General features: G+C 66.8%; 13 protein-coding genes. 6 read left to right on the top strand and 7 right to left on the bottom strand.

Translation table 11 applies throughout. From position 1 onward, the window contains the following. The 3 genes from M3B01_RS13500 to M3B01_RS13510 all read right to left on the bottom strand — a co-directional run. A partial coding sequence (locus tag M3B01_RS13500; RefSeq protein ID WP_259792897.1) for an AAA family ATPase occupies positions 1-806 on the bottom strand: 806 nt, incomplete at its 3' end. After that, positions 806-2,194, bottom strand: a complete 1,389-nt coding sequence (locus M3B01_RS13505) for a Mu transposase C-terminal domain-containing protein (RefSeq protein WP_259792899.1) — start codon at positions 2,192-2,194, stop codon at positions 806-808. The genes M3B01_RS13500 and M3B01_RS13505, both read right to left, overlap by 1 nt. A 1-nt stretch (position 2,195) precedes the next feature. After that, a complete protein-coding gene (locus M3B01_RS13510) occupies positions 2,196-2,801 on the bottom strand; it encodes a recombinase family protein (protein WP_259792901.1) in 606 nt (201 codons plus the stop codon). Positions 2,802-3,122: 321 nt separating this feature from the next. Here M3B01_RS13510 and merA point away from each other — a divergent pair, with 321 nt between their 5' ends. From merA to M3B01_RS13530, 4 genes are all read left to right on the top strand, one after another. After that, the gene (merA, locus tag M3B01_RS13515) at positions 3,123-4,568 is read left to right on the top strand and encodes a mercury(II) reductase (RefSeq protein WP_259792903.1); all 1,446 of its coding nucleotides are present in this window, start codon (positions 3,123-3,125) and stop codon (positions 4,566-4,568) included. A 175-nt stretch (positions 4,569-4,743) separates the two neighbouring features. Next, positions 4,744-6,093 carry an NAD(P)/FAD-dependent oxidoreductase gene (locus M3B01_RS13520; protein ID WP_087005890.1) on the top strand — a complete coding sequence of 450 codons (1,350 nt, stop codon included), beginning with the start codon at positions 4,744-4,746 and terminating at the stop codon, positions 6,091-6,093. Positions 6,094-6,262: 169 nt separating this feature from the next. Next, a complete protein-coding gene (locus M3B01_RS13525) occupies positions 6,263-6,652 on the top strand; it encodes a heavy metal-responsive transcriptional regulator (protein WP_087005887.1) in 390 nt (129 codons plus the stop codon). Positions 6,653-7,269: 617 nt separating this feature from the next. After that, on the top strand, positions 7,270-7,932 hold the full coding sequence (locus M3B01_RS13530; RefSeq protein WP_259792908.1) for a hypothetical protein: 663 nt from the start codon (positions 7,270-7,272) through the stop codon (positions 7,930-7,932). Positions 7,933-8,023: 91 nt separating this feature from the next. On the opposite strand, the gene M3B01_RS13535 is transcribed toward M3B01_RS13530, so the two are convergent. Further along, positions 8,024-8,497 carry a hypothetical protein gene (locus M3B01_RS13535; protein ID WP_259792910.1) on the bottom strand — a complete coding sequence of 158 codons (474 nt, stop codon included), beginning with the start codon at positions 8,495-8,497 and terminating at the stop codon, positions 8,024-8,026. Positions 8,498-8,663: 166 nt separating this feature from the next. Between M3B01_RS13535 and M3B01_RS13540 the strand changes: the two genes are divergently transcribed. Beyond that, complete coding sequence (locus M3B01_RS13540) at positions 8,664-8,924, top strand: hypothetical protein (RefSeq protein WP_259792912.1); 261 nt, start codon at positions 8,664-8,666, stop codon at positions 8,922-8,924. Positions 8,925-9,152: 228 nt separating this feature from the next. On the opposite strand, the gene M3B01_RS13545 is transcribed toward M3B01_RS13540, so the two are convergent. From M3B01_RS13545 to M3B01_RS13555, 3 genes are all read right to left on the bottom strand, one after another. After that, complete coding sequence (locus tag M3B01_RS13545; RefSeq protein ID WP_259792914.1) at positions 9,153-10,031, bottom strand: phosphotransferase; 879 nt, start codon at positions 10,029-10,031, stop codon at positions 9,153-9,155. Positions 10,032-10,189: 158 nt separating this feature from the next. After that, positions 10,190-10,705: a M48 family metallopeptidase gene (locus M3B01_RS13550; RefSeq protein WP_259792916.1), complete on the bottom strand. Its 516-nt coding sequence runs from the start codon at positions 10,703-10,705 to the stop codon at positions 10,190-10,192. A 141-nt stretch (positions 10,706-10,846) separates the two neighbouring features. Further along, on the bottom strand, positions 10,847-11,353 hold the full coding sequence (locus tag M3B01_RS13555) for a GNAT family N-acetyltransferase (protein ID WP_259792919.1): 507 nt from the start codon (positions 11,351-11,353) through the stop codon (positions 10,847-10,849). A 133-nt stretch (positions 11,354-11,486) separates the two neighbouring features. On the opposite strand from M3B01_RS13555, the gene M3B01_RS13560 reads away from it, so the two are divergent. Further along, entirely contained in the window at positions 11,487-11,981 is a 495-nt protein-coding gene (locus M3B01_RS13560; protein ID WP_259792921.1) for a GNAT family N-acetyltransferase, read from the top strand. Positions 11,982-12,229 lie beyond the last annotated feature (248 nt).

Raw genomic sequence — 12,229 nt, forward strand, 5'->3', positions numbered from 1 at the left:
TTCCCGATGACAAGGATGCTTGCGGCGGCTTCGATGACGTCGTCGGTGATGGTTTCGAGCTGGTTGATCTTCAGCACGCGGTTGATCTGGGGGAAGAGGCGTTCGAGGAGGCGGAAGTTCCCGCGGGTGATGCGTTCGATCGCGGCGATGGCTTGAGCGTCGGTGAAGTCGTCGGGGTCGAGCTCGTGGCCGAGTCGTTTCCAGTGGCGGGTGAGGACGAACAGGAGCTCTTCGCGGCCGAGGGCGCGGTAGCGGTGGGCGAAGCCGAGCCGGCTGTAAAGCTGGGGGTAGTGGCGGAAGCGCTGGTCGATGCCGGGCATGCCGATGAGGATGATGGCGAGGTACTCGCGGTCGTGGAGGTCTCGGAGTAGTTCGAGCGCGGTGCGGGTGAGTCGTTCGGCTTCGTCGATGATCAGCAGCTCGGTGTACTGGATTGTCCTGGGCACATAGCGATCGGTGACCTTCCCGGTCGCGCACAGGTGCTCGTAGACGCAGATGCCGACTTTGGCGCGGTAGAACTCGATCTCGCGCATGAGGTCGCGGGGCTTGGGAAGGACTTCTGGGGTGTAGAAGGCGGTGCGGGAGCGGTTGGCGGCGGCGTAATGCTTGAGGTCGTCCTCGCTGCGCGGTCCCCACTCGTCGATGAAGGGCTCCAGGGTGTCCCAGTGGGCGTAGCGGCGAGCCGAGAGGGTCTTGCCGACGCCGGCATCGCCATGGCAGATGCCGATGGTGACCTCCTTCCGCACGGCGGTGGCGAACTCCGCGAAGCGGCGGTGCTCCTTGGTGACGATGAAGTCGCGGTTCATCAGTCGTCCTCTTCGTAGGTCCGCAGCCTTCTCCGGCGAGGTGCTGCGGAAGATGGCGGCGGTTCAGGCTCATGGCGGGGCGTGGTGGGGATGCGGTCGTTGATGTCCTTGCGGAGCTGGCGGCGCCGGGCACGGCGGGCAGTCTCGATCTCCCGCAGGGTCAGGCGCTGGTTGGGGTGTGCTTCATCGATCGCGGTGCAGATGAAGGTGTCGTGGTCGTAGACGCGGATCTCGGACAGGTCACGGGGGTCGTAGCGGACGGTGATGGTCCGCCCGACGAAGGAGGCGAGGGTGGGTGAGAGGTAGCGCTGGCCCTGGAAGTGGATACCGTCGCGTTGGACGACGCGGTGCGTGGGAACGGTCAGCAGCAGCCCGTCCAGCTGGTCAAGGCTCTCGGGCATCCGCGGCAACCACCCGTCAGCGACCCACGCGGCTTTCGGGCTCACCCCGATCTCTCGGTGAGTCCGCTCGTTGTACTGCGCGATGAACTCGCCGATCGCCTGATCGAGGGCCGGCAGGTCGATCGACGGTCTCGGCTTCGGGACGTCGGCCGCGAGGTGTCCGGGCAGGGCGGGCAGCACTTCGGTGTTGAGGGTGCGGAAGAACCGTTCGATCTTGCCGCGGCCTTGCGGGCGGCCGACGGTGGAGAAGATCAGCCGGATCTTCAGAGCGACCGCAGTGTATTCGAGGTGGTGGCTGGTGAAGTCGGAGCCATGATCGACGTGGAGCACGTCGGGGATCCCGCACATCGCCCAGCTGGGTTCGCTCTTGCGCCAGATCGCTTGGCGCAGCGCGAGGGCGGTGTTCATGGCCGATGGTGCTCCAGCGAAGACCATGTAGCCGCAGATCGCGCGGGAGTAGTCGTCCATGACCGTGGTCAGCCAAGGGCGTTCGGGCTTGCCACCGGCGCCGGCGATGAGGATGTCGAGCTCGGTGTGGTCGGCCTGCCACGTCGCGTTCGGTCGCTCGGCCCGGTGACGGAAGACCAGCTCGTGACGATCACGGTAGGCCGCTGGCCCCTCCAGCGCGAGAGTCACCATCGCCGGATCGAGACTGCGGACCACGGCGCGGACGGTCGCGTAGCTCGGAGCCTTCACCTCGAGACGGGCGGCCTCGCCGCGGGTGAGGCGGTGCAAGGTGGCGATGCTCGGCCGCGGGCGGGTGAGCGCCAGATGCTCGACGAACGCCACGAGTTCGGGCGCCATCCGGCGTGTCCCGGTATCGGCACGGGGCAGGTTCCCCAGCGCGGCGATCCCACCATCGCGGTAGCGGGCGTGCCAGCGCGACAGGGTACGCAGACCGATCCCGGTGTCGGTGGCCAAGGCTGTCAGCGGAATGCCGTCCTCGACGTGGAGTCGAAGGATGCGCCACCGCTGCAGCCCGTCCACCTCACACCTTCTCGGCGGCGAGGTCGTCGCGGGCGCGGGCCGCGTGCTGGTGGCGATAGAGCGTGGCGCGGGACCAGCCAACCAGGCGCGCCGCCTGCTCGGCGGTACGGCCCTTCGCGCGGGCGTCTCGCGCGATCGCGAGCTTCTCCGCGATCACGACCGGATCCACCGGCGGCCGGCCAAAGCGAGTGCCGCTCTGCTTGGCCGCGGCAATTCCGGCGTTGACCCGCTCGACGATGAGTTCGCGCTCGTACTCGGCCAGAGTCGCGAGCATGCCCAGCATCAGTCGGCCCGACGTCGTCTCCGGATCGATCCCGTCCGAGAGCGACCGGACCTTCACCCCCTGCTCCCGCAGCAGGTTCACGGTGTTCAGCACATCGATCAGGGACCGGCCGAGGCGGTCGATGCGCCACACCACGACGGTGTCGCCTTCCTCGACGTAGTCAAGCAGCCGCTTCATCCCCGGCCGCTCTATCGCGGTCCGGCTGCCCGAGGTCACGTCCGAGAACACGTCCCGCCTCTGGACGCCGGCATCGAGGAGTGCATCAAGCTGCAACTGCGCGTCTTGCGTTGCCGTGCTCACGCGGGTATAGCCGAGGTGCCTCATCGGGCAAGTGTGACTCACAAACCCCTGGAGCGCACCACGGCGAGGCAGTTACCGACGGGACGAGTTTCTGAGACGCCGCATGGCGGGAGAGCACGCTCGAACTGGCCCAACGGACGACGCGCACCGGACCGTCTCAACAACCTGTCTATTAATAAGACACGCGATGTGCGCTCCGATGGAGCGAGAACGATTATTTGTGGGCTGTTATCGCAGTTACCCCCTTGACCTTCCCCCCGTGGGGAAGGTGCACAGTGGGGATCAACGCACCAATGAGGAAGACTTCTGTCGAAAGTTCTTCCTCGACGATTCGTGGAGGTCCCTGTGCCTGAAACTGCAACGTCCGAGTTCGATCTGGCCATCATCGGTTCCGGCGGCGGCGCGTTCGCCGCCGCGATCCGGGCGATCAGCCTGGGCCAGCGGGTGGTCATGGTCGAGCGGGGCACCGTCGGGGGCACCTGCGTGAACACCGGGTGCGTGCCCTCGAAGGCGTTGCTGGCCGCCGCCGACGCCCGCCATGTGGCCCTGGACGCTCCCGGCCGGTTCCCCGGCATCGCCGCCATCCCCGGCCCGGTGGACATGCCCGGGCTGGTCGCGGGCAAGGACGCCCTGGTGGAGGGGATGCGCTCGGAGAAGTACGCCGACCTGATCGAGGACTACGGGTGGGACCTGCGCCAAGGTGACGCCACTTTCACCGGTGACGCCCAGGACCCGGTGCTGGAGATCACGAACACAGACGGGGCCGTGGAAACCGTGCGGGCCCGGCACTACCTGGTGGCCACGGGCTCGACCCCGTGGGCCCCGCCAGTGGATGGTCTGGAGGAGGTCGACTACCTCACCTCCACGACGGCGATGGAGCTGCAGGAGGTCCCGGAGTCGTTGATCGTGCTCGGCGGCGGCTACGTGGCCCTGGAACAGGCCCAACTCTTCGCCCGGCTGGGCTCGAAGGTCACGGTGCTGGTCCGCTCCCGGCTGCTGTCCGGCGAGGAGCCCGAGGTCTCGAAGACGCTCATGGGTGTCTTCGCCGATGAGGGCATCCAGGTGGTGCGCCGGGCCGCGGTCGAGTCCGTGGCCACCGACCCGGCCACCGGCGGCGTCGTGGTGGCCGCCACCACGGGCGCCGGCCGCCAGGAGTACACCGCGGACCGGCTGCTGGTGGCCACCGGGCGCCGGGCGGTCACCGAAGGGCTGGGCCTGGAGACGGTCGGGGTCGCAACCGGGGACCGTGGGGAGATCACCGTGGAGGACACGCTCGCGACCTCCCACCCCCGGATCTGGGCGGCCGGGGACGTCACCGGGCACCCGGAGTTCGTCTACGTGGCCTCGGCCCACGGAATCACCGTGGTGGAGAACGCCTTCAACGACGCCGGGCAGCGGGTCGAATACACCCACCTACCCCGGGTCACCTTCACCTCTCCGGCCGTGGGCGCCGTGGGGATGACCGACAAGCAGGCCACAGCCGCCGGGATCCGGTGTGAGTGCCGGGTGCTCCCCCTGGAGTACGTGCCGAGGGCGCTGGTGAACCGTGACACCCGCGGGTTCGTCAAGATCGTTGCCGACGCCGACACCGGGCGGATCGTCGGGATCACCGCAGTGGCCAAGGACGCCGGGGACCTGGCCGCGGCCGGGGTCTACGTCCTGTCCGCGGGCATGACCGTGGATCAGCTGGCGACCCTGTGGTGCCCCTATCTGACGATGGCCGAGGGCCTAAAGATCACGGCCCAGTCCTTCCGCACCGATGTCTCCAAACTGTCCTGCTGCGCCGCCTGAGAGCCGCCCCCAGCGCCCCAGCCCACGGGAAGCGCCCGTGACCGGCCACGATGCCTGTGCGGCGACCGGGCGGCTGCTGCTTACACCTCACGTCCTGCCCCGACACGAGCTGGGACGGCACGACGAGTTCAACGAGTAGAACCGAAAGATCCACTGCACCTGAAGGAGGAACATCATGAGCGCACATTTCGACGTGGCCGTGCTGGGCATGGGCCCCGGTGGTGAGGTCGCGGCCGGCCGCCTACTCAAGGCTGGGAAGAACGTCGCCGTCTTCGAGCGGGAGCTGATCGGCGGGGAGTGCGCCTACTGGGCGTGCATCCCCTCCAAGACCGTGCTGCGACCACCCGAGGCCCGCACCGAGGTCCACAAGGCCGCCGGGGTCTCCGGTGCCGAGGTGGACTGGGACACCACCCGCGAGTACCGCGACTACATGATCCGCCACCTCGACGACTCTGCCCAGGTCGAGGGCCTCGAGAAGCAGGGCGCCACCGTCATCAAGGACGAGGCCCGCCTCACCGGACCCGGACGGATCCAGGCCGGGGAGTGGGAGGTCACCGCCGAGCACATCATCATCGCCACCGGTTCCGAGGCGGTGGTCCCCCCGATCGAGAGGATCGAGGACATCACCGCCTGGACCAACCGGGAGACCTACACCACCCACGACCTGCCCCAGCGCGCGGTCATCGTCGGCGGCAGCGCCGTCGGCGTGGAGACGGCCACGTTCCTGGCCCGCTTCGGGGTGCAGGTCACCCTGGCCCACCGCGGGGACCGTCTGCTGGGTCGTGAGGACCCCCGGGTGGGAGAGCTCGTCCACGACTACCTGGCTGAGACCGGGGTCGACATTCGATTGAACGCCTCGGCGGCCAAGGCCCGCCGGGACGGTGAGGACAGCATCATCGAACTCGACGACGGCACCGAGGTCGCCGCCGATGTCGTGATCTTCGGCACCGGCCGCAATCCCCGCACCCAAGGCCTGGGCTTCGAAGACGCCGGGGCACGCCTGGGCGAGCACGGCGAGGTCCTCATCGACGAGCACGGCCGGGCAGGGGAGAACCTGTGGGCGATCGGTGACGTCACCGGTGTCATGCCCTTCACCCACGTGGCGAAGTACCAGGGGCGGATCGCCGCCGACGCCGTCCTCGGCCGCGCCCACCCCGCGACCTACGACGGGATCCCGCGGGTGGTGTTCGCCGACCCGGAGATCGCCGCCGCCGGGCTCACGCAGCAGCAGGCCGAGCAGCGCGGGATCCGCACCACCGCCACCGAACTGGACCTGTCCAACGCCATCGCCCGGCCCTGGACCTACGAGCAGGACCCGCGCGGCCATCTGGGGCTGCTGGCCGACACCGAGCGGAAGGTGCTGATCGGGGCATGGGCGATCGGCCCGCAGGCCGGGGAGTGGATCCACCAGGCCTCCCTGGCCATCCGTACCCAGCTGCCGCTGGAGACCCTGTTGGACCAGGTCGCCCAGTTCCCCACCTACCACGAGGCCTACCAGGCAGCGCTGGAAAAGCTCCAGGCCTAGGACCTACACGCCGACCCACACCCCGCCCGGAGACGCCGAAGGCGATCCGGTGGACACTTGCCCCTCCGGGGACGGGGTGGTCACCGTCGCACCGAGTCAGGCGGCGCACTGCGCCAGTACCTTCCTCTACTGTGTAAGGCCAAGGATCAGTCCAGGATCGAGGTGCACCGTGCGTATCGGTGAAGCGGCCGCCGCCGCCGACATGACGACCAAAACCCTGCGGTTCTACGAGCAGCAAGGACTGCTCCCCCCTGTGCACCGCTGTCCCAACGGATACCGCGACTACTCACCAGAAGCCGTCGCCCGACTGCAGTTCATCCGCCGCAGCAAAGTCGCCGGGCTCAGTCTGGCCGAGATTCGCGAGATCCTGCAGGTCCGCGACGCCGGGCGCGCTCCCTGCGCCCACGTGGCCGCCCAGCTGGCCCAGCAACTCGCCAGCCTCGACCGGCAAATCGCTGAACTTACCGCTCTGCGGGCCTCCGTGGCCGACTGCTACCAGAGCGCCGCCCAGGGGGACCCCGCCCAGTGCGACGCCGAGCAGATCTGCAGTTACCTCTGAGGCCGCCGCTGCGACTCAGAGGTCGATGAACACGGTGATGGAACGGAGGCTCGCCGCGGCGACGTCGGTGAAGACGGCCAAGAGGCGCGCGGCGTTGCGAATGCCTCCTCAGGAGTACTGCGGCCGCCACCTACCTCTGTCAGAACACCGCCATTTATCTCCAAACACCACAAATGCACTTCGTGGAACAGCGGCAACACCTCGGTCGAGGGTGTCGTTTTTGGGTATACCCCGGCGGGACAGCTAGCCGGGGCCGCAACGAGCGGTCCGTAGCGCTCTGGCCGAGCGGGTCATAAGCCTTCAGTGCGAGGGGGATAAAGGCGGCAAGCGGTGGGTGGAGCACCTGGCTCTTCGTGATTGATCTGGTAGGTGCACTCGCTGCACTCGTACGTGTCCGGTCGCTCAGGCAAATGTTCGCTCCAGTCGTGACCGCATGCCTCGCACTGTTCCCTTGGGTGTCGCGCGCGCCATCTTCTCAGCATGCTGGCAGTGTCCGATGGCGGTCTCCGCGTTGCAACCGACTGTTTGTGACACGCCGCCTCGGAGGTCACGAGTAGACGCTCAGAGAGCGCAGGAAGTTGCCATACTGGCGGGAGGATCAGCACAGAGGAGGCCGCGTGGTGGGGAGGCTCCTGCGCCGCTTCGGCGACATTCTGGGCTCCGTCGTCGCGGCAATCCTTCAGCTAGCCCTGACTATCGTCATCGGCCCGATCGTCCTGCTGCTCATCGGCACTGACGCCGCGCTCTCGATCGCGAGGCGCGAACCGAGGATCACGTTGCCCTCGTCGGGTGTTGACCTCGGGGCCGCCGATGACGGTCAGGTGGATCTGACTCGCGTGGCGGACGCTATTACTTCTCGATGCAAGATCGAGGTCACCACCGTGCGGCCGGCGCCCGGTGAGATCGAGCTGTCCTCGGACATGACGGTCGGTCTGCCCGCCGCTATCGGGGTCATCGCTGACCTCGACGGCGAAGACTGCATCGAGGTGTCCATCGGCTTGTGGGGCGAACACGGCGTCGAAGGGCACGACGAGTGGCGCAGTGATGTCGCCGTCGCCTTGGTCGCTGCATACCTCGACTACGGCATCACGTGCCGAGTGGTCAAGGGGCACACCCTCGGGTTCTTGTGGCTCGATGATGCCGGGGTTTGGTGGTGCGTACGCCCGGAAGGCGAATCGACGTTCCATCAAACCCGGTTCCGCGATCTCCCTGGCAGGCCCGCGAGTACCACAGAAAGAGCGCAGTGGCTCGCTCTCATGCGGTCCTCGCCGTCCAACTAGTCGACGAACGCCGGCCCCGAGGCCCTCCGTGTGCGGGCGCTCATCGCCATTTCACAACCGACCGTTTATGGCTCGCGCCTGTCAGCGCACTTCATACGTCTTCCGGGAGACCGGTTGGGGAGTCTGGGTCGTAGCCCCCGCGTGTGAACCACGCGCCTGCCCTCTCGGCCAGCAGTGGTGGTAGCCAGTTGATGGAGTGGGGTTCGCACCACGCCAGTACTTCGGGGAGCGTCAACCCGATCTGGGTCCACGACTGGTCGAGTTCTTCGGAGACCGCGTCGGGAGCGCTCGTCGGAGAGTAGATGTCGATGTCGAAGCCGCCATCAGGTGGTGGGCTCGTGGGTTCGCCGCGGAGGCGCTGGAGAAGGGTCCTTTCTGGGGTTCCTCCCCAGTGCGTCACGAGGACATCGTGGCCCTGGGTGAAGCCGGAGGTAGCCCGTCCTGCGAAGGCTCTGCATCCCGCATCGATTGCCCGCTGCGACGGCCCCCAGGGTCCGTCTGGATTCTCGGCCGTGAACTGAGCAAGTCTCTGCTCCTGCTCACGCAACCACTTCCTCGCTCTCATCCTCCGACGATAGCCGTCTTCTGCGCTGCCCCGGAGGGTGCCGTTTATGGCCGGGCGGTCCGACGAGTGACACCCGATCGGCGGCCTGCCGCGGTATACCTTCCTGTTAGGCCCGTACCGACGTTCGGCGGTGAACTGCGAGGCCGCACTCACGAGGAGACGCGCTGTGTATCGGGACGTGACGACTGAGATCGCTGAGATCAAGCGCAAGGCCCGAGTGGTGGCTGTGGCGGGAGTCCTCATGGGTGGCGTGTTGCCTGGTCTGCTCGGGATCGCTGCGATGTCCACTGCCGAGATCAACCCCTACCGTGCCGAGAAGTTCACGGCCATAGCGTGGCTCATCATGATCGTCGGCTGGCTGACCTTCGCGGTGTTCCTGCTCATGGTGGTACTGGGGGTCATCACCGTCGACGAGGGAACGCCCTAATCGACCGTTTGTGGCACGGGCTCTCGATCGCTGCTGGCTTGCGCGGACCACTGTCGCCCGCGAGGTCGCTGAACACGCACCAAACTGGGGCACCCCAGCAAGACAGTTACTACGCGATCATTTACGGTTACCAATAGGGTACAAAAGTGTACTTTTGCTACACATCTGTCGCACCAGGTATACCCAAGTGGGACAGCTTGCCCTAGATGCGGTGCGGTCGATCTGTGGTCAGCTGGGCGTCTTCCCGGCCGGGTCGAACAAGGTGCGTTCGGCGAGGCGGCGTGCGAAGTTCGCGAGGGCGTGGTCTCGGAGCTGTCCAAGGCCCGCTAGATGGGCGGCGGCGGCGACCTGTAGTGGGAGGGTGGCGCGGTGGAGCATCGCTCTTTGGATCTCCTCGGGTGAGCCGAGTGACGTCACGCTCGATGCGCCGTGGAAACTGATGAGTGGCGCGATGTCGAGTGCGGGGTCTCCGATGCAGGCATGATCAAAGTCGATGACCGAAGCAACCTTTCCCTCGGACCACAGGATGTTGTGGGGGCCGAAGTCGCCATGACAGAGCATGGGTACCGCATGGCTTTCAGTTTCGAGCAAGCTCTCGACTCGCTCCGCGGCGACCGCGCCCACGGGCGCCTCGAGTCGTGGGATCAAGTCGCGTTGCACGATGTCCGGCCACTGGTCTCCGCCGCACCACGCTCGCACCGGAGGCAGCGAGTTGCCGCAGGTCGAGGACGCGGCTCGGAGCGTGTTCAGGGTTTCTGCGTATGCGGAGAGCCTCGGGACTGAGCAGGTAGTCAGATCATCTGTAGGCGACCCTGGAACGGTAGTCAGGGAGGTGATCCAGGTTCGTGGGCTTTCCGCCCAGTGCGGGCCGTCGAGGACTCGCGGGATAGTTAGCGCGAGCCGGGCCGATTCGAGGGTGAGCAGCGTGTTCGCCTCGCGTCGGCTACGTTCGCGCCCGCATCGCCCGAGAGTGGCGCGCAGTGATGGGCCTCCAGGGGCGGTCAGTACGAGATGAAACGCGCCGCGATGCAAGTCGCTCTCACGCCACCTATATTCGGGCCACCTGGTGAGTGCAGCGTCAACTAGGGCTTCCCGCACGTCTTGCATCGCTCCACGCTAGTGCCCGCCGGCAAGCGGCCACGTGACGGGGCTGCTGCACGAGTTGGCGACGCCCGAACCAGGCACATCAGCCACCCGTCCCATACCTCCCGAATCCAAGGGTGCCCTAGGGAGATGCGCACCCGACCACTCCACGGAGCAGCCCTCTAGCAACTCCCAGCTGAAGCGCGAGCAGCTTCGAGCGCCTGCACGGCGGACGCGAGCAAGGTCGGGTCGCCCCCGTCGCGGAGGTCCACAACTCGCTCGAAGTCCTCCACCGCCTCTCCTGCCCTCCCTGCCGCGAGCAGGGCCTTACCTCGATGCTGCCGGATCACCGCTTCACGCGGCGAACCCGCGACAGCCTCTACGAGCAAGTCGTACTCCGCGACGGCCACGTCGTGATCACCAAGGTCACGGCGGCAGTCAGCACGGAGCGCACGGACACGGAAGCTGTCGGGCTGGTCCACCAGCAATGACAACGCACCTGTCGGATCACCGCCCCACAACGCTTCAATGGCATCCAGCAGCGGATCCCCTCGGAGGCCGGAACGGAAGGCTTCTAGGTCTGTGATCTCGGGCCGCAGGTCGATCGACCGGATGCGCCATCCCGGGCCACCCTCGACGTAGTTCAGGCTGCTTATAACGCACCACCCTCTCAGCTGGGCGAGGTAAATCGTGTCCACGTTGCGAAGCTGGGTTGTGGTGCACCGTCACCTCGATCTGGACCCTCGCGCGGCCGCCGCCCGCCACGCGCCGTAAACGACAGTTTATGGCACGCTGCCGTGCGGGGCTCCCTGGGGTGCCACCAGCGGCCCCACAGGGCGTCAGAGGCTGAGGCCCGTGCCGGCTCGCAGTTCGTAGGTCAGCTCGTCCTCCCCAGCGGTACTGTCCGTGACCGAGACAAAGCCGAGCTTCTCGTAGAGAGCTATCGCGGCGGCGTTATCCGCGTTGACCTCGAGACGCAGTGGCTGGCCTGGCAGGTGCGTCTGCACCCAATCGTTGCAGGCCCAAACGAGGTGCGCGGCGACCCCCTCGCCCCGGACGGCGGGGTCGACCCAGAGGGACATGAGCATCGGCACCGGGCCAATTTGCTGATCGACAACTACCCGCGCCATGCCCAGCGTTCGCTGCTCGGCTTGGGCGACGAAGCATCGTCCAACCGCTGGAAAGTACCCGCGCCAGTACGCCTCGGTGTCCTTCGAGAGGACGTCGTCCAGTGAGGTAGTGAAAGCTTGTGGCGCGTCGACCAGAGCATGCAACCGGACCGCCCTCCAGAGGCTCCAATCCGCTTCGTCGAGCGGAACGTAGGAGACTCCTTCGACAGATCCCATCCTCGGCGTCACCAATCCCTAAGCAGTCGTCGCGCACGGCACCCACAGAGTATGTCTCAACCGACCGTTTATGACACGAGCGATCGGTACGGCGATCCAAGCGTCAGGCGGTTCCGGTTGGCATCCTGTCTGGATGGACTTTCTGATCCGAGCACCGGAACCTGTGGACGCCGCAGCGCTGGCTGACCTCCACGTCGCAACCTGGCGAGAGGCGTACTCGCACCTTCTGCCGGAGGGCTTCTTCTCAGCCGAGTACATCCAGTCTCGGCATCGGATGTGGGAGCAGGTTCTCCAGCAGCCACAAGGGGACTCCATCGTGCGAGTCGCTGAATCCGGTGGTCTGCCCTTCGGGTTCGCTTGGGCCGGTCCCTCGCGCCGCGATGGCGAGACCAGCCCTCCTCGATCCCACCAGCTCTATGCGATCTACCTCCTGGCCTCACACCACGGTGGCGGCGCAGCCCAAGCATTACTGGACGAGGTGCTCGGGGCAGCACCCGCGATGCTGTGGGTGGCGAAAGAGAACCCCCGAGCGGTCGCCTTCTACGTCCGCAACGGCTTCCAGTTCGATGGGGCCGAGCAGATCGACCCTGCCGCCCCGTCCATCACGGACGCACGTATGGTCAGGTAGCTCCACAGCGCCAATCAGCTCTCTCAACCGACCGTTGATGGCGCAGCCGTTGGCGTGTGAGGCCCGGCCCCTTCGTCTCGCTCTAGATCGTCGCCCAGGGCATCGGGGGTAGGTCAGGAACGGGGTCGTTGGGGAGCCTTCCGTAGATCAGCACGTCGTGGCGCTCCCCGTCGATCAGGAACTTCTGACGTTCCGTGCCTTCATGAATGAAGCCTGCGGCCCGTGCCACGGCGCCCGAAGCGGGGTTG

This window comes from Brachybacterium sp. p3-SID957 (assembly GCF_025144775.1).
Taxonomy (GTDB): Bacteria; Actinomycetota; Actinomycetes; order Actinomycetales; family Dermabacteraceae; genus Brachybacterium; species Brachybacterium epidermidis.